General features: G+C 61.4%; 15 protein-coding genes. 3 read left to right on the top strand and 12 right to left on the bottom strand.

Features of this window, described 5'->3' with window-relative positions:
* Window positions 1-41 precede the first annotated feature (41 nt).
* Window positions 42-1,016, top strand: coding sequence for an AraC family transcriptional regulator (locus FEZ21_RS13450; protein ID WP_003446329.1), 975 nt, complete (start codon window positions 42-44; stop codon window positions 1,014-1,016).
* Window positions 1,017-1,033: 17 nt separating this feature from the next.
* Here FEZ21_RS13450 and glcF read toward each other — a convergent pair whose 3' ends face one another.
* The 7 genes from glcF to FEZ21_RS13415 all read right to left on the bottom strand — a co-directional run bounded on the left by glcF (window position 1,034) and on the right by FEZ21_RS13415 (window position 9,754).
* Window positions 1,034-2,251, bottom strand: coding sequence for a glycolate oxidase subunit GlcF (gene glcF / locus FEZ21_RS13445; RefSeq protein WP_160627437.1), 1,218 nt, complete (start codon window positions 2,249-2,251; stop codon window positions 1,034-1,036).
* A gap of 3 nt (window positions 2,252-2,254) precedes the next feature.
* Window positions 2,255-3,319 (bottom strand): glycolate oxidase subunit GlcE, encoded by a 1,065-nt coding sequence (glcE, locus tag FEZ21_RS13440; RefSeq protein ID WP_160627435.1) that lies wholly within the window; start codon window positions 3,317-3,319, stop codon window positions 2,255-2,257.
* Complete coding sequence (glcD, locus tag FEZ21_RS13435) at window positions 3,319-4,818, bottom strand: glycolate oxidase subunit GlcD (protein WP_160627433.1); 1,500 nt, start codon at window positions 4,816-4,818, stop codon at window positions 3,319-3,321. Before glcD ends, glcE begins: the two co-directional genes overlap by 1 nt.
* A 707-nt stretch (window positions 4,819-5,525) precedes the next feature.
* On the bottom strand, window positions 5,526-6,734 hold the full coding sequence (gene gltS / locus FEZ21_RS13430; protein ID WP_010657222.1) for a sodium/glutamate symporter: 1,209 nt from the start codon (window positions 6,732-6,734) through the stop codon (window positions 5,526-5,528).
* Between the two features lie 357 nt (window positions 6,735-7,091).
* On the bottom strand, window positions 7,092-7,631 hold the full coding sequence (locus tag FEZ21_RS13425; RefSeq protein WP_003446335.1) for a DUF1523 family protein: 540 nt from the start codon (window positions 7,629-7,631) through the stop codon (window positions 7,092-7,094).
* A gap of 225 nt (window positions 7,632-7,856) precedes the next feature.
* On the bottom strand, window positions 7,857-8,297 hold the full coding sequence (locus tag FEZ21_RS13420; RefSeq protein WP_160627455.1) for an EamA family transporter: 441 nt from the start codon (window positions 8,295-8,297) through the stop codon (window positions 7,857-7,859).
* 230 nt (window positions 8,298-8,527) lie between these two features.
* Entirely contained in the window at window positions 8,528-9,754 is a 1,227-nt protein-coding gene (locus FEZ21_RS13415) for an acyl-CoA dehydrogenase family protein (protein ID WP_003446339.1), read from the bottom strand.
* 381 nt (window positions 9,755-10,135) lie between these two features.
* Between FEZ21_RS13415 and FEZ21_RS13410 the strand changes: the two genes are divergently transcribed.
* Together FEZ21_RS13410 and FEZ21_RS13405 are read left to right on the top strand one after the other, a co-directional pair.
* Complete coding sequence (locus FEZ21_RS13410; protein WP_003446341.1) at window positions 10,136-11,536, top strand: LLM class flavin-dependent oxidoreductase; 1,401 nt, start codon at window positions 10,136-10,138, stop codon at window positions 11,534-11,536.
* Window positions 11,537-11,614: 78 nt separating this feature from the next.
* Window positions 11,615-13,051 carry an FAD/NAD(P)-binding protein gene (locus tag FEZ21_RS13405; protein WP_160627431.1) on the top strand — a complete coding sequence of 479 codons (1,437 nt, stop codon included), beginning with the start codon at window positions 11,615-11,617 and terminating at the stop codon, window positions 13,049-13,051.
* A 131-nt stretch (window positions 13,052-13,182) separates the two neighbouring features.
* On the opposite strand, the gene mgrA is transcribed toward FEZ21_RS13405, so the two are convergent.
* The 5 genes from mgrA to msuE form a co-directional block, all read right to left on the bottom strand.
* Entirely contained in the window at window positions 13,183-14,220 is a 1,038-nt protein-coding gene (mgrA, locus tag FEZ21_RS13400; RefSeq protein ID WP_003446361.1) for an L-glyceraldehyde 3-phosphate reductase, read from the bottom strand.
* Between the two features lie 31 nt (window positions 14,221-14,251).
* Window positions 14,252-15,352: a sigma-54-dependent Fis family transcriptional regulator gene (locus tag FEZ21_RS13395; protein WP_160627430.1), complete on the bottom strand. Its 1,101-nt coding sequence runs from the start codon at window positions 15,350-15,352 to the stop codon at window positions 14,252-14,254.
* 8 nt (window positions 15,353-15,360) lie between these two features.
* Window positions 15,361-16,548, bottom strand: coding sequence for an acyl-CoA dehydrogenase family protein (locus FEZ21_RS13390; RefSeq protein WP_127197048.1), 1,188 nt, complete (start codon window positions 16,546-16,548; stop codon window positions 15,361-15,363).
* A gap of 182 nt (window positions 16,549-16,730) precedes the next feature.
* Complete coding sequence (gene ssuD / locus FEZ21_RS13385) at window positions 16,731-17,870, bottom strand: FMNH2-dependent alkanesulfonate monooxygenase (RefSeq protein WP_160627428.1); 1,140 nt, start codon at window positions 17,868-17,870, stop codon at window positions 16,731-16,733.
* Window positions 17,871-17,880: 10 nt separating this feature from the next.
* On the bottom strand, window positions 17,881-18,444 hold the full coding sequence (gene msuE / locus FEZ21_RS13380; protein WP_003446376.1) for an FMN reductase: 564 nt from the start codon (window positions 18,442-18,444) through the stop codon (window positions 17,881-17,883).
* Between the last annotated feature and the right edge of the window lie 274 nt (window positions 18,445-18,718).

The raw sequence follows: 18,718 nt of genomic DNA, 5'->3' as shown, positions 1-18,718 counted from the left end.
TACTGCGCCTGATTGATAAAAATAATATAAGAGTGACCGCCATGAATATGCCCCTGCTAAGCGAACGCAGTGAGGTGTTCAAGAACGCCGACCCCCATGCGGTATCCGGCTATGTGAATCAGCATGTCGGCAGCCATTGTATTCACCTGCCGCGCAAAGCCACTGCCCAGGCGCACTTGAATCACCGCAAGTTTGCCAGCCTGGATCTGTGCCGGATCAGCTATGGCTCCAGCGTGCGTGTGGTATCCGATGCGCTGGAGGACATCTTCCATCTGCAGGTTCTGCTGCGCGGTGACTGCCTGTGGCGTGGCCCCAACGGGGTACACCATCTGGTGCCGGGGGAGCTGTTGCTGATCAACCCCGATGATCCGGTAGACCTGACGTATTCCCATGACTGCGAAAAATTCATCCTGAAAGTGCCGAGCAGGCTGCTGGAGCAGATCTGCCAGGAGCAGCGCTGGCTTTACCCGGGCGAAGGCATCCGTTTTCTGCAACAGCGCTATGCACTGGATCAACTGCAAGCCTTTGTGCCCTTGCTGGCCACCATCTGCACCGAAGCCGAGGACGGTGCTGCGCTGGCCCGGGTTCAGGAGCATTACGCCCATATAGTTGCCAGCAAGATGTTGACCCTGATGCGCAATAACGTGCGGCGCGAGCACCTGGCCTGTTCCAGCAGCACCTTCGAGCGACTGGTGAATTACATCACTTGCAACCTGCAGCAAGACATCAGTGTCCAGAGCCTGGCCGATCAGGCGCAACTGAGCGTGCGCTCGTTGTACGCCCTGTTCGAGAAGCACATGTGCACCACGCCGCAACGTTTTATCCGTGAGCAGAAACTGCTACGGATCCAGGCGTGCCTGGCCGATCCCAGCTGCAACGTGCGCAGCGTCACCGAGCTGGCCCTGGATTATGGTTTTGTCCACCTGGGGCGATTTGCCGAACAGTATCGCCGGCAGTTCGCCGAGTTGCCTTCCGACACCTTGAAGCGCCGGATGCAGGCAATGGCCCTGGCTTGATGCCGGGCCCGAGCGGCTCAACCCGGGGTGTCATCCAGCAGTTCGATCCAGTGCCGGACAGGGGTACGGCCGGCGCCGTCGAGGTGGCTCTGGCAGCCGATGTTGGCGCTGACGATGAGCTGCGGCTGGCCGCTCTCCAGGGCGTTGAGCCGGTTGTCACGCAGCTGGCGCGACAGTTCGGGCTGGGTCAGCGAATAGGTACCCGCCGAGCCGCAACACATATGGCTGTCCGGGACCGGCGTAAGGTTGAAACCCAGGCCGGTCAGTAGCTGTTCGACCGCGCCGCCGAGTTTTTGTCCGTGCTGCAAGGTGCAGGGGCAATGGACGGCGATGGACGTTGTAGCCTTGACCCCGAGTTGCTCCAGGGGCTCGTCACGCAGCACCTCCACCAGATCCCTGGCCAGGGCGCTGACCTGTGCGGCCCTGGCGGCATAGGCCGGATCGTGGCGCAGCAAATGCCCGTAATCCTTGATGAAGGCGCCGCAGCCGCTGGCCGTCTGGACTATGGCTTCGGCACCGTTTTCGATACCCGGCCACCAGGCGTCGATATTGCGTCGGGCACGATTGAGTCCCGCCTCTTGGGCATTCAAGTGATAGTCCACGGCACCGCAGCATCCGGCCTGGCTGATCGGCGTAACGCTGATGTGCAGGCGGTCCAGTACCCGGGCCGCAGCGGCGTTGGTATTGGGGGCCAGGCTCGGCTGCACGCAGCCTTCGAGTATCAGCACCTGACGCCGGTGCCGGGTCGCGGGGCGCAACCCGGCCGGGCGCACGCTGCGCGGCAGCTTGGCCTGGAGCACCTCGGGTAACAGGGCCCGAAAGACTTCGCCGGTATTGATCACCGCTTTGAACAGCCCGGGGTTTGGCACCATTCCCAGCAGACTTTTGCGCAGCAGACGCTGGCCCAGGGGGCGCGGTACGGCCGCGTCGACCACCGCGCGGCCGATATCCAGCAGGTTGTGGTAATCCACTCCGGACGGGCAGGTGGTTTCGCAGTTGCGGCATGACAGACAGCGATCCAGGTGCAGCTGGGTCCTGGCCGTGGGCGCATGGCCTTCCAGCACTTGTTTGATCAGGTAGATGCGCCCGCGCGGGCCATCCAGCTCATCACCGAGCAATTGATAGGTGGGGCAGGTGGCGTTGCAGAAGCCGCAATGCACGCAGCTGCGCAGAATGCTTTCGGCCTCTGCTGCCCGTGGCAGCAGTGCGGCCTGCTCGCTGAGGAGGGTCTGCATGGTTCAAAACTCCGCGTACATTCGGCCCGGGTTGAAGATCCCTTGCGGGTCCAGTTGCGCCTTGAGCTGGCGGTGATAGCGCAGCAACGCGGCGGGCAATGGTTGAAAGGGGCTGTCGATCAGACCGTGGCTGTAACAGGTGGCATGGCCGCCGGCCTTTTGGGCAATAGCGCGAATGACCCCGGCATCGGCGTCGGACTTCAGCCACAGCTGGGCGCCGGCCCAATCGACCAGTTGTGCGCCGGGCAAATCAAGGGCGCCGCTGTTGTTGGGCACTGACAAGCGCCACAGCGGCGGGCCAACGTCGAAAAAGGCCAACTGCTGTTCATTCAGGTCGTTCCAGAAACCGGGGTCCAGCGCTTCGCCGCCGAGGCGTTCATGGGCAGCCGCCACCGATCCTTCGCCACCTTCCAGACGCAGGTGCAGGCGCTGCCCGTCATGGCAGGCGGCGCTGACAGGCAGGGGCTGCTGGCCCCATCGGGCAAGATTTTCCAGTGCCCGGGGGCGATCCATCTCCAGCGAAACACTGAAGCAGCGTCGGGGTTTTGGCAGCACTTTCAACGACACTTCGGTGATCAGCCCAAGGCAGCCGTAACTGCCCGTCAGCAAGCGCGACAGATCGTAACCGGCAACGTTCTTCATCACCTCGCCGCCGAAGCGCAGGTGTTTGCCCAGACCGGTGATCACCCGGGTGCCGAGGACGAAGTCGCGCACCGAGCCGGACCAGGGCCGGCGCGGGCCCGACAGGCCGGTAGCGACCATGCCGCCGACTGTGGCTCCCGGACCGAAGGACGGCGGTTCACAGGGCAGCATCTGCCCGGCTGCGGCCAGGGTTGCGGACAACTCAGCCAGAGGGGTGCCGGCGCGGACGGTGATCACCAGCTCGGTGGGGTCGTAACTGACAATGCCGCGATGGCTGCGGGTATCGAGGACTTCACCGGCCACCGCACGCCCGAGAAACGCCTTGCTGTTGGAGCCCTGGATCAGCAATGGCGTGGCATTGGCCAGCGCCCGGTTGACCTGCTCCAGCAACGCCTGGCTGTCATCGACACTGTGTTCGGCATCCATCAAAAACGCTCCAGTTCAGGGAAGGGCAACTGGCCCATGTGCACATGCATGGCCCCGAACTCGGCGCAGCGCTGCAGGGTCGGGATATTTTTTCCGGGATTGAGCAGGCCCCGCGAGTCGAATGCGGCCTTGACCCCGTGGAACAGGGTTAGCTCATCGCTGTTGAACTGGGCACACATCTGATTGATTTTTTCACGGCCAACCCCGTGCTCGCCGGTGATGCTGCCGCCGACCTTGACGCACAGTTCAAGGATTTTGCCCCCCAGGGCCTCGGCCCGGTCCAGCTCGCCGGGCTGATTGGCATCGAACAGGATCAGCGGGTGCATATTGCCGTCGCCGGCGTGAAACACGTTGGCGACCCGCAGCCCGTACTCCCCGGCCAGGGTGGCGATCTCCTTGAGCACGGCGGGCAGGGCGCGGCGGGGAATGGTGCCGTCCATGCAGTAGTAGTCCGGGGATAACCGGCCCACTGCCGGAAACGCATTTTTGCGTCCGGCCCAGAAGCGCACCCGCTCGGCTTCGTCGCGGGCCAGACGCACCTCGGTGGCACCGGCCAGTAGCAGAACCCTGCGCACCCGCTCGCAATCGTCATGTACATCGGCTTCGACGCCGTCCAGCTCGCACAGCAGAATGGCCTGGGCGTCTACCGGATACCCGGCATGAATGAAATCTTCAGCGGCCCGGATCGCCAGGTTGTCCATCATCTCCAGGCCCGCGGGAATGATGCCCTCGGCAATGATCCGGGCCACTGCAAGCCCGGCTTTTTCCACGCAGTCGAAAGCTGCCAGCAGTACCTTGGCAACTTGCGGCCTGGGCAGCAGTTTGACCGTGACCTCAGTGATGATCCCGAGCATGCCTTCGGAGCCGGTGAATAGCGCCAGCAAGTCGAAACCGGGGGCGTCGAGGGCGTCAGAACCCAGACTCAGGTGTTCCCCTTCGACGGTAAGAATCTCGACCCTGAGCAGGTTGTGTACGGTCAGTCCGTACTTCAGGCAATGCACGCCACCGGCGTTTTCGGCCACGTTGCCGCCGATGGAGCAGGCGATCTGGGAAGACGGGTCCGGCGCGTAGTACAAACCTGTAGCGGCGGCCGCCTGGGAGATTGCCAGGTTGCGCACCCCGGGCTGAACCCGGGCACTGCGGGCGGCGGGATCAATGTGCAGAATGCGGTTGAAGCGCGCCATCACCAGCAACACGCCTTTTTCCAGCGGTAATGCACCACCGGAAAGCCCGGTGCCGGCGCCCCGTGCGACCACCGGCACCCGGCGCTGATGGCAGAGTTCGAGCAGGCCCTGTACCTGCTCAACGGTACGCGGCAGTGCCACCAGCATCGGCGTGGTGCGGTAGGCCGACAGACCGTCGCACTCGTAGGGCTTGAGATCTTCTACCTGGTGCAGGAGATCCAGATCGGGCAAGCGTTGCTGCAGAGCCTGTAGCAGCGAATCTTTATCGACGGCGGGCAGATAACCGTCAACGCGTTCGTCGTAGAGAATATTCATCGGCGATCAAGGTCCCCTGGTTGTTTTTATTGGAGGCCTGTTCACGGGAACAGTTGCCTGCATCATTGGCTCCAGGTGGCCTGCTGTCCATGTGTTGCGCGTCGGATGCAGCGTTTTTTTAAAATTCCAATTTAATACTCATATTATTCAGTCGGTTGCTGATGTCGCCCGCAGGTCTCAAGGAACGCGCTCAGCAAAGGGGCGGTGGCGGATCCGGACGGGCTCGTCGCCATGACCACGAGGTCCTGCCGGTCACGCGACGCGCGCCAATGATCGCTGCACTGTTACAGGCACTCAGTCCGCGCTCGGTTTCGAATGGGCTGATGTCAGGGTATGACCTGCAAAAAAACACCCGCGTTACAGAATTGCCCTGTAGCAGGGGATGAAACGGGAACAATCTAAAGTGTGATGCTTATATAAGGCGGCGGGATATAAATTATAAAGGGCGGTGCAATCTCTCGAAGTTGAGAGTTTCACCTCTTTATGGGGATGGTTTTGTCGAAGGATTATTATATTTAATAAAACACCTGCGCAACTTTCAGTCAGGGCGACAAGTTGATGTAAAGGGCAGGGTATTGAAGACTGCAAGTTGCGATCGACCGCAACAACTGTCGATCGCAAAAAGGTTTATTTGTTGTTGCGCTGCCCCGGGTGCCTTTATGGCCGGGCAGTCCGGGCACTGACAGAGCAGGCCCGGTAGCGGTGGATCAGGAGCCGGCGCCGAGGAACGGCAGCAACAGGTACAGCTTGATCACGATGACGTTAATGATGTCGATGAAGAACGCCCCCACCATTGGCACCACCAGAAAGGCTATCTGCGAAGGACCGTAGCGCTGTGTCACCGCCTGCATGTTGGCGATGGCCGTCGGTGTGGCACCCAGGCCGAAGCCACAGTGGCCTGCCGCCAGAACTGCAGCATCGTAGTTACTGCCCATGACCCTGAAGGTCACGAAAATGGCGTACAGGGCCATGACCAGGGTCTGTGCCACCAGCAGGATGAAAATAGGCAATGCCAGGGCTGCCAGATCCCAAAGTTTGAGCGACATCAAGGCGATGGCCAGGAACAGCGACAGGCTGACGTTGCCCAGGACCGAGACTTCACGCTCGAACACTTGATACAGGCCCAGTGCAGAAAGGCCGTTGCGCAAGATCACGCCCACAAACAGGACGCAGACGAAGGTCGGCAGCTCGAAAGCCGTGCCCTGCAGCAGGCCGTTGAGGAGGTTGCCGCCCAGCAGGCTGACGGAGATCAGCGCCAGGGTTTCGATAAAGGAAAACGGCGTGATCGAACGCTCTTCGTTGGGTTGCTCGAAGCCTTTTGGCAGTTGCACTTCTTCGTGGGTAAGGCCGGGGGTCTTGACCCGTTTGATCAGCAGACGGGCGACGGGTCCGCCGATCAGGCCACCCAGCACCAGGCCAAAGGTTGCAGAGGCCATTGCCAGTTCCGAAGCGGAGGCCAGGCCGTATTGCTCGGTGAATGTCGCGCCCCATGCCGCCCCTGTACCGTGGCCGCCGGACAAGGTTACGGAGCCGGTCAGCAGGCCCATCAGGGGGTCGAGCCCCAAAGCCGTGGCCAGACCGATGCCCATGGCGTTCTGGACCACTAAAAGTCCGGTCACCACCAGCAGGAACACGCTTACCACGCGTCCGCCTTTTTTAAGACTGGCGAAGTCCGCATTCAGGCCGATCGTGGCGAAGAACGCCAACATCAAAGGCATCTGCAGTGAAGTATCAAACCGCACTTCAACGTCGAACAGGCGCAAAGTCAGGAGCAGCAAGGCAACGACCAGGCCCCCGGCAACGGGTTCAGGAATATTGTAGGTACGCAAAAATCCGACGCGGGAAACAAGCCCGCGTCCCAGCAACAGCACCAAAGAGGCAGCCACCAGCGTTCCATAAAAATCAAGCTGAAACATCGAGGCATTCCTATTATTCGTTCAGAAGCAGACTGTCCCTTGCCAGCTTGCAGAGCGGACTGAGTGGCCTCAGCCCTGATTGATTCGAAGTACCGGCAGCCGTCACTGGCCTGCCAGTTAAATTGAAGCGCGGGATAGTAGAGGAGTCAGCGTAGTTCTGAGGCAACTTAAGTCAAACAAAATGTTTCTATGTTGCGAGTCGCGGATCGCTATGCCGGATCAATAATCCTGCGGCTGTTACCGAACTAACTATGGCGTTGGTTTACGGCCTGTTATCAGCTGGCCCGTTGGCTGTTTTCAGGCCCCCCGCCACAGGGGGCCTGAAACTTGTCAGTTGCAGCGAGCGAACGGGCAGGATCAGTGCGCCGGCACCTGATTGCGGCGCTTGAAGCGACGTCGTAGCGAGACCGCGATAAAAATCACCACCAGGGTCAAACCGCCCAGAAATATCGTATTGAACCAGGGGAAGGGTTCAGTGCGGCTGGTGGTGGACTCAATGGCCGTGATATTCGGGAACACCGAGAGGATCTTGATCCTCCATCCGTAATAGCGAATAAGCGCCAGCTGCTCGGCATCACGGGAGTAGCCCTGGGCCTTGGCCTGGATGTCCGCAGAGTCGAACTTGAAATACCAGGGGAACGACCAGCCGGTGTCCTCGTTGCGATAGACCATGACATTCTTGGTATCAGGGTTTTCGGTATTGATGAAATACACATCCCGGGTCGGACCGTCAGCCGGGTTCTCAGCGTTGATGACGCCATTGTGATCGACCCGCTTGACTTCAACCCCGGTGACCATCACCACGTCGTGTTGCGGTAGAAAGTAGAACAGCCCCAGCGCCACTGCGCCCACGGCGAGCAGGGCCAGGCCCAGAATGATGCTCTTGAGCCACTTCATGCGATAACCCTGTACATAGTGTTGATTCCTGATTGCTGTTGATTGACCGTAGAGCGCCATAAACCTTGCTGATGCCGCCAAAGGCAGTGATCGATCCTGCAGGAATGCCGGGCAAGCCCTGATTTGCGCGGAACCTTATCGCAGTCTGGGCCAGGGACTACAAGTTCCGCTGATGCCTCTTACATAATTTGTATCAGTTTAGACCGTCAAGCTCGGTTTGGGGTGCTACGGGCGCCACGCCAGCAATACCACGCCAGTGGTGATCAGGCTGATACCCGCCCATTGCCGCAGGTCGAGCTTTTCGCCCAGCAGGGTCACGCCCAGTACCGCCACAATCACCACACTGAGTTTGTCCACGGGCGCGACCAGGGACGCCTGGCCCAGTTGCAGGGCGCGGTAATAGCAAAGCCAGGAGGCGCCTGTGGCCAGGCCGGACAACACCAAAAACACATAGCTGCGGGTCGAGATTGAGCCCAGTGACTGATACTGGCCGGTGGCATAGACGATCAAGCCCAGGCTCACCAGTACCACGATGGTGCGGATAAACGTGGCGAAGTCGGAATTGATCCCGGTGATGCCGATTTTTCCAAAAATGGCGGTCATGGCGGCGAACACCGCCGAGAGCAATGCCCAGAAACTCCAGGATGAAAAGAAAGACGAGCCCATAGGGTCAGCCTGTGTGATGAATTGAGGTGGGGTGAGCATACGCCAGCTTTCATTGCCCCGGGACAACGCCAGCCGAGAGGCTTCCCTGCGCGGTAGTGGACAGGATCGTGATCACCTGTGGGGTATGGCGCCTTGGTTGGCACCGGACACAAGGTACGAGATGAAACCTGGCGCAGACTGAGGAACAGCCCTGCAGGAGCGAGCTGGCTCCTGCAGTCGGAGGAGGGGGCTTATCCTGCCTTCAGGCTATTACCGATCTGCCACACATACAGCGGCTCGGTACCGTTGATTGTCCAGTCGCCGACAATCCGCGCCTTGTAAATCCAGGGGTTGTGCGAGGCCGCGGTGCGGGCGTTGCGCCAGTGACGGTCCAGTGACTTGCTGACGCTGACACCCGAAGCGCCCAGGGCGTTGAACAGGTCAGTGGCCGCTCGCAGAATCAGCTCCGAGACCACCACCTGGGCTTTTGCAGTTTCAATCTCGGCGTCGATATTGGCCTGGCGCTCGAGTGCCTGATCGTGGCCAAACCGCGCGACATAAGCCCGCTGCAGCGGCCCGGCGCAGCGCAGGGTCGCGGCTTCGGCGGCGTATACCTGGGCGGATATCTGTCCCACAACCTGCTGGATTTGCGCATCGCCGCGGGTGGTGTCGGCAGTGCCATGGCTGAACACCCGTTTGCGCTCGCGTATCTCTTGCGTCACATCGCGTTCTATCGCACGGCCGATGCCGGCGAGCACGGCCAGGAGTACCAGCTGGTAAAAGGCGGTCTGGTATTTGAAGCGGGTTTCGAAGGGGATCAGGTGCTCGGCAGGCAGCGGCACGTCCACATACACCGAGGTGCCGCTGCCGGTGGTGCGCTGGCCGAAACCGTCCCAGTCGTCGCTGTGGGTGACGCCGGGGTGGCGGGCATCTACCACCGCGATGACATCAGCGCCGTTGTCCGAGCGCCGGGCATACACATCAATCCAGTCGGCGAAGATACTGCCGGTGCTGTAGTACTTGGCGCCGTTAAGCACAAAGCCGGCTGCCTGCGGGCTGACTTTGGTGATGACTTCGCCCAGCTTGACCGAGCCCACTTCGGTCCAGCCATTACCCACCAGCTCGCCTGCCACGAAACGTGCGAACCAGGCATCCCGGGCCGGACCTGGCGGTGCATTGAGGCGATCTTCGACAAATGCAAAGTGGGCACGCAGTGCTTGAGGGATATTGGAGTCAGCTTCGGCCAGCTCGATCAGCAGCTCAAACAGCTGGGGCACCGAAGCACCGGCCCCGCCGTGTTCGACCGGCACCCGCACCGCGCCAAAACCGGCCTGCTTGAGTAACAGGATGGATTCACGGGGCAGGTCACGGCCCTGTTCACGCACGACGTTACCGGTGGCGATTTGCCGAAACAGCGGGCGGAAGCGATTGGCCAGGGTTTCGTAGTCGGTGCCCTGGGACAGAGGTGAGACGGTCATGGCAGTACTCCTGAAGAAAAAGATTCCTGCCTGGGGGATTGCATAGTCTGTGCCGTTTGCCCGGGCCTTTAAAAACGTCCCATGTGCACAGCGAACTGCCTGCCAGCCAACATCGCTGCCACAACCTGTACCCAAATCGCACAGCCGCAACCCGTAGTCGCTGACGAGTCACGAGGCTGCGATCGGCAGCGAAGCTGTCGTTGATCCTGGCCCCAGGTTTATCAGCTCTATTGAGTGCCCAGGTTTTGCGACTGCTGCGCCGCCATGTGCCTCATCAGCGACTGCAAGACAGGTGTTGACGGCACGCCCTGTGCAATAGCGACTGCAATGATTTCCATTGTCGCAACGGCGTTGCAGCGCCGCAGTTTCAGGAGTAATTCGATGTCCCGCGAAATCCGTCTCAACGCTTTTGACATGAACTGTGTTGGCCACCAGTCCCCCGGCCTGTGGGCGCATCCCCGTGACCGTTCATGGCAGTACAAGGACCTCGAATACTGGACCGATCTGGCGAAAATCCTCGAGCGAGGCAAGTTCGACGGGCTGTTTATCGCCGATGTGCTGGGTATCTATGACGTCTACCGCGGTAACGGTGATGCTGCCATCCGCCAGGGCGCCCAGGTGCCGGTCAATGATCCGTTGCAGCTGATTCCACCGATGGCGCTGGTGACCGAGCACCTGGGGTTCGGCCTTACCGCTTCGCTGTCATTCGAGCACCCGTATCCCTTCGCCCGCCGCCTGTCGACCCTCGACCACCTGACCAAGGGCCGTGCCGGCTGGAACATAGTCACCTCCTATCTGGAAAGCGGCGCCAGGAACATCGGCCAGCAAGCACTGACCGAGCACGATGCGCGCTACGACTATGCCGAGGAGTACCTGCAAGTTTGCTACAAGCTGTGGGAAGGCAGCTGGGAGGAGGGGGCGATCTTGCGCGATCGCGAGCGGCGGGTATTCAGCGACCCGAGCAAGATTCATGAGATCCGCCATGTCGGCAAACACTTCCAGGTGCCGGGTATTCACCTGTGCGAACCCTCGCCCCAGCGCACGCCTCTGCTGTATCAGGCCGGCGCTTCCAGTCGTGGCCGCCAGTTTGCTGCCGAGCAGGCCGAATGCGTGTTTGTCGCCGCGCCGTCCAAGGTCTTGCTGAAAAAAACTGTCAGCGATATCCGTCGGCGTGCTGCCGAGGCGGGCCGCGATCCGGCAAAAATCCTGATCTTCAACTTGCAAACGGTGATCCTCGGCGAAACCGATGCCCTGGCCAAAGCCAAGTTTGAAGAATACAAAAGCTATGTCAGCTACGAAGGCGCGATGGCCTTGATCTCGGGCTGGACCGGTATCGACTTCAGCCAGTTCAAGCCCGATCAGGCGCTTGAAAACGTGCCCACCAATGCGATCAAATCGGCGGTGGAAACCTTCTCCAGCGCTGATCCAGATACCCTCTGGACCCCCAATGCACTGGCCGACTGGGTGGGTATCGGCGGCTTTGGCCCGCTGTTCGTCGGCGGCCCTGAAACCGTGGCCGACCTGCTTGAAGAATGGGTCGAAGAGACCGGGGTCGACGGCTTCAATCTGGCCTATGCGGTGACCCACGAGACCTTTATTGATGCCGTGGAGTTGCTGGTTCCGGAGTTGCAAAAACGTGGTGTCTACAAAAAGGAATACACCAAGGGCACCTTGCGCGAGAAGCTGTTCGGCGAAGGCCCGCGCCTGGCGGACGGGCATCCGGGGGCGGCCTGGCGCAACCTCGGTGAATTGAACCGCGGCCGACAAAAAGAGCGCGCCTGAGTCGCAACGCTGGACACCGCAGGATCTGCAGAAGATCCTGCCGGTCGAACTGTAAAAACCCCAAAGCGAGTGAATACCATGAGCGAGCCACAAGCCGGACAGGCAACCCCTGCCATCCGCGAGGCCGATGTCTTGATTGTTGGCGGTGGCCTGAGCGGCACCCTGTTGGCCATGCAACTGCTGCGCTTGCCAGGTGCCCGGCGCATCGTGCTGGTGGAGCCCCGGCCCGAGCTGGGACGTGGCGAAGCCTACAGTGCGACGCAACCGGGGCACACCCTGAACGGCAATGCGGCGCGCATGAGCGTCGAGCCGGACGATCCCGATGACCTGACCCGCTGGCTTGAAGCGCACATCGCCGCTGGTGGCTGGCCGGAGTCCGATCAACAGCATGTAGCGGTGGCCGAGCTGTTCCCGCCACGGGGGCTGTTCGGGCTGTATGCCCAGCAGAAACTGGCGCAGGCACAGCAAATCGGAGCCGCGGCAGGTTCAACCCTGACCCACGTCCGTGATGCCGTGGTGGACCTGCAAACCCATGAACAGGGGGTCACAGTGACCCTTGGCGACGGTGGCCAATGGCAAGCCGCTGCAGCTGTGCTGGCCACCGGCATGTTCCCGGCCGCGCGTACCGCCCAGCGCCAGTCCAGCGGGCTCAATGCCGCTGCCCTGGACCCCTGGGATGTTGCAGCCTTGCGTGGTTTGCCGGTGGATGCGCGGGTACTGATCATCGGCTCCGGGCTGACCATGGTCGATGCCCTGGAGACCTTGCATCAGGCCGGGCATCGCGGTCCGATCCAGGTCTACTCGCGCCACGGGCTATTGCCCCAGGTTCGACGCCAGCCGCCGGTTTGGGAAGACTTTCTGACCCTGGCACCACAGCTGCGCAGCCCCCTGCAATTGTTCCGTGAACTGCGCCGCCAATGTCGTTTGGCACAGGCCCGGGGTATCGACTGGCAAGCACCGCTGGATACGGTACGGGTGCATATAGGCAGGCTCTGGAACCAGGCCAGCGATGCGCAACGGCGTCAGTTTGTACGCCATGTGCGGCCCTGGTGGGAAAGTCATCACCACCGTTCGCCACCCCAGGGCAATGCGTTACTGCAACGCCTGCTCAGTGAAGGCCGCCTGACGATTACCGCAGCCTCCCTGCAAGGGGTGGACGCGGTGGGCGGTCGGCCACGGATTCGTCTGCGCTACCGGGGGCAGACCGAATCGGTATGGGTCGAAGGTGACGGGCTGATCAACTCCACCGGCATCGAGTACGACTGGCGCCGGGTGGATAAACCGCTGCCGGTACAGCTGTTGCGACGTGGGCTGGTGCAGCCCGGAAATCTGGGGTTGGGGATTGCTGCCGATGCTTCAGGTGCCGTGCTGGATGCGGCATCACAGCCTGCGCCACGGCTGTTTGCCATGGGCCCTCCATTGCGCGGAATGTGGTGGGAAAGCACTGCGGTGACCGACGTTGCCTTGCAGGCCAAGGCTCTGGCAGAGCGGTTGGCCAGGCAAGCTCGCCTGTAGGAGCGAGCTTGCTCGCGAGCTTCTCAAGAAGGCCGCGTTCATTCGGTCATCAATATAGGCTCGATAGAAAGCTCGCGAGCAAGCGCCTACAGGGTTTTATGTTGAAGGTTACAGAACCTGTGGGCGCCTGGTTATTCGGCCAGCGAGGGCTTCTGCCAGAGGTTGATCCCGCCTTCCTGGGCGAAGCGGTCGATCTCGGCCAGTTCCAGCTCGCTGAAGCTCAGGTTCTGCAACGCCGCGACGTTCTCGATGATTTGCTCCGGCCGGCTGGCACCTATCAGCGCCGAGGTCACCCGCGGATCGCGCAATGTCCAGGCCAGCGCCATCTGGGCCAGGCTTTGGCCGCGGCGTTTGGCGATCTCGTTCAGTGCACGCACATGGGCGATATTGGCGTCGGACAGATGCGAGGCTTGCAGCGAGCCACCCCCCGGACGATTGACCCGTGCATCGGCCGGAACCCCGTTGAGGTACTTGTCGGTCAGCAGCCCCTGAGCCAGCGGAGTAAAGGCAATCACGCCGGTGCCCAGCTCCTCGGTGGTGTCCAGCAGGTCCTTTTCAACCCAGCGATTAAGCAGGTTGTACGCCGGCTGGTGGATCAGCAACGGCACTTTCCACTCTTTGAGCAAGGCCGCCATTTCGCGGGTTTTTACCCCGGAATACGAGGAGATCCCGATGTACAGCGCCTTGCCCTGTTGCACTGCGGTGGCCAGGGCGCTGGCGGTTTCTTCCAGTGGCGTGTCGGGATCGAAGCGGTGCGAGTAGAAGATGTCGACATAGTCCAGCCCCAGGCGCTGCAGGCTCTGATCCAGGCTGGCCAGTACGTACTTGCGCGAACCGCCGCCCTGGCCGTACGGGCCGGGCCACATGTCCCAGCCGGCTTTACTGGAGATAATCAGCTCGTCACGGTAGTGCTTGAAGTCTTCGCGCAATAAACGGCCAAAGTTGATCTCGGCACTGCCGTAGGGCGGGCCGTAGTTGTTGGCCAGGTCAAAGTGGTTGATGCCCAGGTCGAAGGCAGTACGCAACAGCGCGCGCTGGGTGTCGATCGGCGTGCTGTCGCCAAAGTTGTGCCACAGGCCCAAAGACAGTGCTGGCAGCAGCAGCCCGCTGCGACCGGTACGGCGATAAGGGATGGATTGATAGCGGTTTTCGGCAGCGATATAAGTCATCGAATCCTCATGGGGCAGGTGTTTGGACAGTTCAGATGCACAGGTTTAGCATTCTTTCGCTTTGCGGTGTGTCATTGGGCCGGCGTTTGTTGACCGCCAGTTCGCCGATGTTGATCAGTCGGGAGCGGGTGATGTTGCGGCTCAGGCCCAGCAGGTTGGCGGTGTGGACCTGATTGTAGTGACAGAAGCGGTAGGCGGCGCGGAACAGAACCTCCTCGACTTTCTGGTGCAGGGCTGCGGGGTGTTCTTCAAAGAGTTGCTGAAAGGCCCGCTCCAGCAGGGCTTCGGCAGATTTGTCGGTGCCGGCGGGCTCCTCCTGGCGTTCGATGCGCATATTGGACAGGCGCAAATCGCCACTCTGGATCAGGCCATCGCGGCAGATCAACAGCGTGTGATGGATCACGTTTTCCAGCTCGCGGATGTTGCCCGGCCAGCCATAGCCCTGCAGCTTGCTTTGCGCTGCAGGACTTAGCCGTACCTCGCCGTAGCCCAGGCGTTTGCTGTAGGCCTCGATAAAGTGCCGGATCAACGGCAGGATGTCGCCGGGCCGCTCGCGCAACGGGCTCAGCTCAAGGCTTACCACGTCCAGGCGATAAAACAGGTCCTCACGAAAATGCCCGGCATTAATCGCCTTTTCCAGCTGCACGTTGGTGGCAGCCAGCACCCGCACGTCGATGGGTATACTTTTACGCGACCCCAGGCGCACCACCTCGCGCTCCTGCAGCACCCGCAGCAGCTTGACCTGGATGGCCATCGGCAAATCACCGATTTCATCGAGGAACAGGGTGCCGCCGTCAGCTTCTTCGAACCAGCCGGCCTTGGCACTGAGCGCGCCGGTGAAGGCGCCTTTCTCGTGCCCAAACAGCTCCGCTTCCACCAGTGACTCCGAAAACGCGCCGCAGTTGACCGCAATGAACGGCCGGTTACGGCGAGCGCTCAGGTTGTGAAGATGGCGGGCGACCAGTTCTTTGCCGGTTCCGGTTTCACCAATGATCAGTACGCTGGCTTCGCTGGGGGCGACCTGCTGCAAATGGGCCAGCAACGCTCTGGATTTCGGGTCTTCGAATACTTGCGCGGTGGCGCGGATCGACGTTGCCAGGGCGGGTGAGGGCGGTAGCGTCAAAAGCTGCATAGGCTTCTCTAGGAATAGAAAGTGGGAGTAGGCAGGTTCTGGTTCAGTGCCCAGTCGCCCAATTCTTGAAGCTTGTAATCCAGCGGATCGTGCAGGCTTTGGGTACGCAGGTTGCGCCAGTGCCGGTCCAGACCTACAGCGGCGTGGGTGGCGCGGGCGCCGGTGACTTCAAAAACCTTGCTGCACAGCTCCAGCCCGTGGCGGTGGGCGGCGACTTTGGCGGTGGCGATGGCGACGGCCACCTGTCCGCGCTCCTGTTCGCTGAGCCTGGGACCCTTGGCCCAGGCCTTGTCCAGTTGCGCGGCGGCGTGCTCGACCAGCAGCCGGGCACTTTCCAGGCCCACCCAGAAATCGCCGTAGTGCCCCAGTACATAGGGGTCCTGATGGTTTTGCGTGGCGCCGGATTTAAACCAGGGGCGGGTTTCACCGAGGGTGTACTGGCGTGCCTCTTCGAACGCGCCCTGAGCGATGCCGAGAAAAATGTTGGCGAAATGCAGCTGTGCAATCAGAGGCCGCAGGCAGGCGAACGGGGTGCTCAAAGGTCCCGGATCGAGCAGCAAGTCCGACTCTTCGACCCGTACCCGCTCGAAGGTGGCACTGCCACTGTCGGTCTGGCGCTGGCCCATGTTGTCCCAGTCGCCATGCAAGGTAATGCCGGTACGTGCGCTGGGAATGGCGGCGATCAACAGCTTGCCACCGGCGGCCTCATCCACCGCCGAGGCGATCAGCATCTGCGAGTCGCTGGCGCCGGAGCAGAAACTTTTTTTACCGGAGAATTCGCGCCAGCTGCCGAAATTGCGCACGGTGGTGCGGGTGTCCAGCGGGTTGAGGGCGTTGCCCCAAAACCAGTTCTGGCGGGCGGTCAGTTCGAACCAGGGCTGCCATTGCTCGGGGCGTGCGAACAGCCGGACAGTGGCCAGCATCAAGTGATGAAAGCCCAATACGTGGGCAATGGAACTGTCGACCCGGGCGAACTCGCGCACCACCTCAAAGGTATCGCTCCAGCTGGCGCCGAGGCCGCCGAACTGGCGGGGAATACTCATGGCCAGCAGGCCGCTGGCGCGCAGGGCATCCCGTTGCGCAATGGGCGTACCGCCACGCTCGTCGCGTTCGACCGCGCTGTGGGCGAACTCGCTGGCCAGCGCCCGGGCGGTGTGCAGCGGGGTAAGTGCTGCGTCTTGTAGATGGGCTGTCACGGGTTATGGCCTCCATTCAAAAAATCCTGCCGCTGTGCCCCTGTGTTTCTGTAGGAGCGAGCTTGCTCGCGAGCCGTTTGGGGCGGTTTTATATCTACGGCGCTGCTGTGAAGAGCTCGCGAGGCAAGCTCGCTCCTACACAGTAAGCTCGCTCCTACAGTTGGTTCGATACAGGGCAGGCCTCAGGCTTTGGCCGGCAGGACGTCGTTGGCGATCATTTCGCCAAAGGGGCCGGTCAGGTTGGTGATGCCGCGTCCAGCCAGGCTGGCATACGGCTCGGGCAACAAGGGGAATACCAGCTCGGCAAAGCGGTAGGCCTCTTCCAGATGCGGATAGCCGGAGAAGATGAAGCTCTCGATCCCAAGGTCGGCGTACTCCATGATCCGCGCTGCCACCTGTTGCGGGTTGCCCACCAGTGCAGTACCGGCGCCACCGCGCACCAGGCCGACACCGGCCCACAGGTTGGGGGCGATTTGCAGGTTGTCGCGACGGCCGTCATGCAGCGCGGCCATACGCCGCTGGCCTTCAGAATCAAAGCGCGAGAAGGACTTCTGGGCGGCGGCAATGGTCTCGTCGCTGATGTGTTCGATCAGTTTGTCAGCCGCTGCCCAGGCTTGCTGTTCGGTCTCGCGCACGATGACATGCAGGCGGATACCGAAGCGCAGGGTACGGCCCTGGCGGGCAGCACGCTGGCGTACATCGGCCAGTTTTTCGGCCACGGCCGCCGGTGGTTCGCCCCAGGTCAGGTACACGTCGACCTGTTCGGCAGCCAGTTCGTGGGCGGCTTCGGAAGAGCCGCCGAAATACAGCGGCGGATAGGGTTTCTGCACAGGCGGGTAGAGCGCCTTGGCATTCTGTACGCGCAGGTGCTTGCCTTCGAAATCCACAGCTTCGCCTTGCAGGACCCGGCGCCAGATTTTCAGGAATTCGTCGGTGACTTCATAGCGCTCGCTGTGATCGAGGAAGCTGCCGTCGCCACGGTTTTCATCCGGGTCGCCGCCAGTCACCACATTGATCAGCAGGCGCCCGCCGGACAGCCGGTCCAGGGTTGCGGCCATGCGTGCCGAGACCGTCGGCGAAATGATCCCCGGGCGGATGGCCACCAGATAACGTAAACGCTCGGTCAGCGGCACCAGTGCCGAGGCGATCACCCACGAGTCTTCGCACGAGCGGCCGGTGGGGATCAGCACCCCGTGGTAGCCCAGATCGTCGGCCGCCTGGGCCACCTGTTTCAGGTAGTTGAGGGTGACCGGGCGGGCGCCCTGGGTGGTACCCAGGTAATGGCCGTCGCCGTGGGTGGGAAGAAACCAGAACACATCCATGACAGAGTCCTTAAGCGATTTTCAGCAGGTTCCTGGCAGACACGCCGAACAACGGCGCGGCACGTTCTGCAGCAAGGCGGATGCGAGTCTTCAAGGGCTCACTGGTTATCTGGTAATTGGCAAAATCGGATTCGACGGCATACACCCCGATCGGCAGGGTCAGTGCCTGAAAGAAACCGAACAGCGGCCGCAGCTGGTGTTCGAGCACCAGGGCATGGCGCTCACTGCCGCCGGTGGCGGCCAGCAACACCGGGGTATCGATCAGGCCGTTGATATCCACCAGATCGAACAGGTGCTTGAGCAGCCCCGGGTAGGAGCCGCGATAGACCGGTGTCGCAACAATCAGCAGGTCGGCGTTCTCGATGGCCCGGATCTGTGCTTCGACCTCGGGGCCAAGCTCCTGGCGTGACAGGGCGCCGCCCAATTGCCGGGCGATATCGCCCAGCTCAATCAAGTGACTTTCGAGGGTAAGCCGGGTTTTCAGTTCGTCGAGAATCGCCTCGGCCAGCACCAGGGTGCGTGAAGGGCTGAATGCTCCCCCGGAAACGACGACGACTTGTAGCGCTTGAGACATGGTTGATCCTTGGCTGTTGGGCAGCGGACTGTGGACAGGTAATACCCTTGAGCAAACTCCGTACCAACAGACAAAGCCCCTGAATGCGGGGGTTGGCGCATCGGCTGCTGTTTTTGGGGCAGGTGTTTGCTGATCCACTGTTGGCTGGGCAACAGTTCCTGCAGGCTCGACGGCTGGATCCGGACATAAACATTGGCCATAACTATCCCCTTTTGGCCTGCCTCCCACTGTGATGCGCCAGGGTTGTCGGCAAGAATCAAAAGCACCCGCCCTC

The organism is Pseudomonas sp. 9.1(2019), from assembly GCF_009910445.1.
In the GTDB taxonomy this organism is placed as follows: domain Bacteria; phylum Pseudomonadota; class Gammaproteobacteria; order Pseudomonadales; family Pseudomonadaceae; genus Aquipseudomonas; species Aquipseudomonas paraversuta.
The sequence above is the reverse complement of the archived record's forward strand: the minus strand, read 5'-3'. Positions and strand labels throughout refer to the sequence as shown.

Bases quoted from the DNA above. Each gene is read 5' to 3' on its own strand.
- FEZ21_RS13450 (WP_003446329.1), top strand. From the start codon at position 42: ATGAATATGCCCCTGCTAAGCGAACGCAGTGAGGTGTTCAAGAACGCC.
- glcF (WP_160627437.1), bottom strand. From the start codon at position 2,251: ATGCAGACCCTCCTCAGCGAGCAGGCCGCACTGCTGCCACGGGCAGCA.
- glcE (WP_160627435.1), bottom strand. From the start codon at position 3,319: ATGGATGCCGAACACAGTGTCGATGACAGCCAGGCGTTGCTGGAGCAG.
- glcD (WP_160627433.1), bottom strand. From the start codon at position 4,818: ATGAATATTCTCTACGACGAACGCGTTGACGGTTATCTGCCCGCCGTC.
- gltS (WP_010657222.1), bottom strand. From the start codon at position 6,734: ATGTTTCAGCTTGATTTTTATGGAACGCTGGTGGCTGCCTCTTTGGTG.
- FEZ21_RS13425 (WP_003446335.1), bottom strand. From the start codon at position 7,631: ATGAAGTGGCTCAAGAGCATCATTCTGGGCCTGGCCCTGCTCGCCGTG.
- FEZ21_RS13420 (WP_160627455.1), bottom strand. From the start codon at position 8,297: ATGGGCTCGTCTTTCTTTTCATCCTGGAGTTTCTGGGCATTGCTCTCG.
- FEZ21_RS13415 (WP_003446339.1), bottom strand. From the start codon at position 9,754: ATGACCGTCTCACCTCTGTCCCAGGGCACCGACTACGAAACCCTGGCC.
- FEZ21_RS13410 (WP_003446341.1), top strand. From the start codon at position 10,136: ATGTCCCGCGAAATCCGTCTCAACGCTTTTGACATGAACTGTGTTGGC.
- FEZ21_RS13405 (WP_160627431.1), top strand. From the start codon at position 11,615: ATGAGCGAGCCACAAGCCGGACAGGCAACCCCTGCCATCCGCGAGGCC.
- mgrA (WP_003446361.1), bottom strand. From the start codon at position 14,220: ATGACTTATATCGCTGCCGAAAACCGCTATCAATCCATCCCTTATCGC.
- FEZ21_RS13395 (WP_160627430.1), bottom strand. From the start codon at position 15,352: ATGCAGCTTTTGACGCTACCGCCCTCACCCGCCCTGGCAACGTCGATC.
- ssuD (WP_160627428.1), bottom strand. From the start codon at position 17,870: ATGGATGTGTTCTGGTTTCTTCCCACCCACGGCGACGGCCATTACCTG.
- msuE (WP_003446376.1), bottom strand. From the start codon at position 18,444: ATGTCTCAAGCGCTACAAGTCGTCGTCGTTTCCGGGGGAGCATTCAGC.